Source organism: Paenibacillus sp. MSJ-34 (assembly GCF_018918005.1).
Taxonomy (GTDB): domain Bacteria; phylum Bacillota; class Bacilli; order Paenibacillales; family Paenibacillaceae; genus MSJ-34.
The window spans coordinates 1-1,584 of the sequence record NZ_JAHLPR010000121.1 but is presented as its reverse complement, the minus strand read 5'-3'; the positions used below and the strand labels follow the sequence as shown (position 1 = coordinate 1,584).

1 protein-coding gene is annotated in these 1,584 nt (G+C 48.9%); it reads right to left on the bottom strand.

Annotation, left to right across the window (positions count from 1 at the left end):
* Window positions 1-174: 174 nt before the first annotated feature.
* Complete coding sequence (locus KQI79_RS27255; RefSeq protein ID WP_216541464.1) at window positions 175-1,476, bottom strand: IS1380 family transposase; 1,302 nt, start codon at window positions 1,474-1,476, stop codon at window positions 175-177.
* Window positions 1,477-1,584 lie beyond the last annotated feature (108 nt).

The following is a 1,584-nucleotide window of genomic DNA, read 5'->3' as shown; positions in this document are numbered from 1 at the left end:
CCTAAATTTCGAAAGCCCGTAATATCAAACACTGAATATAGTGGATCTGCCTCGCGGACTGTAAAAAAGTGGAGGTTTCCCAGTTCGTTCGGTTCAAGTCAACATTATGTGGATACACTTTCCCCCTCCCCAATGAAGAGGCTGCGATTTCTTCCATGTTAAATTTAGGGGTTTTCATTCCAAAAGTGCGATCCTGGCTTCAATTCGTTGCCATGCATACCGGTTTACAAAGTCTTTTGCCAGCTTGAGAATGATGTTGCGGCTATGGCGAATAATCGTTGCTGCGCAGTGGAAGAACTCTAATCGGAACCGAGCGATTGTGTAACCTTGATGTACCGGTTCGCAGCAACTTCGCTTGAATCGCTCGAACAAATTGTAGGCGAGTAATTTGATCAGCAAGTCGAGTTCATTCGCCTCAAATTCGCTCGTCGCAATTCTATCAATGGAGAAGCCGTTCTTCGCTTCCTTGATATAGTTCTCCATGCAACAGCGTTGGTTGTAGAAGCGCCACAGATCAAGCGGCTCCCATTCGAGGTTGGTGACGATCGCTTCGTATTGCCAGTCCGAATCGAACACCATGCGGGTCTGGCCATCATCAACGATGTGTGCCTTGCGAATAATGGCTACGCGGCGCGGCTTCTCCCAAGATGTCGCTTTGTAGATGATCGTAATCCCTTCGATGATCCAGTCTTCATCGACGAATCGTTTCCAGTACCGGCAGGCTGCGACTTGTTCTGCAAGGCGCTTTGTCCATTTCAACTTTCCGACGTAACCGATTCCTTTGCCTTCCCACAGGCCGTAGAAATCTTCACCGCCGAAGCCCTTATCGAACCTCGCGTACTTCACCGGATGCTCCCTCAGCAGTTCGAAGGTTTGGTGAAGAAAAGCTGACGCATCCGTGGAGGAGTGCGTATTGCCCGAACGTAGAACGGCATTCAAACATAGACGAGACTGTCCTTCGAAGGCCAGCAAAGGATGATAACTCTTACGGCCGGGCTTATGCGGGTTCGTGCCTTTAGCCGCTCCGCCCTGATCGCCATATACGGTTTCAACGGTGGAGTCAAGGTCCAGAATGAGAGCCTCTGGTAAACAAGGTCCAATGATTTCCTGATTGAGCGACCGCAATTCGGGCAACAGTTTCGGGTGCGATTTGCTAAGACGCGACAACTCTTTGTATAACAGCGAATGGTGCGGACAGCGTCCACCGAGAAACCGCTTTAGAAGCGAGTCTTGCTGTAGCTTGCGGAAATGGAAGAGGCGTTCGCAGCCGAGCATCCAGCCGACGACGAGATAAAGCAGAATACGGTAGACGGGGAACAGCGAGTTGTTTGCTTTCATGCATGACAGCCTTTGTAAAGCAGCGGCAAACTTGATTTTTTCGAGGTATTCCAGGAAGATTTTGATGCCGCCGAAACTGGTCGCGTTTTGTAAGGAAAATTCGGTCTTGATTTTGCTGATGGGTGTGGTAGACTTCACCTAAAAGGTGCTCCTCTCTTTGGGTGTAGTGTTCTCGACAAACACCATTCTACCAAAGATTTGGGCACTTTTTTATGTTTTCAATGAACGGTACTTTCGAAATTTAGG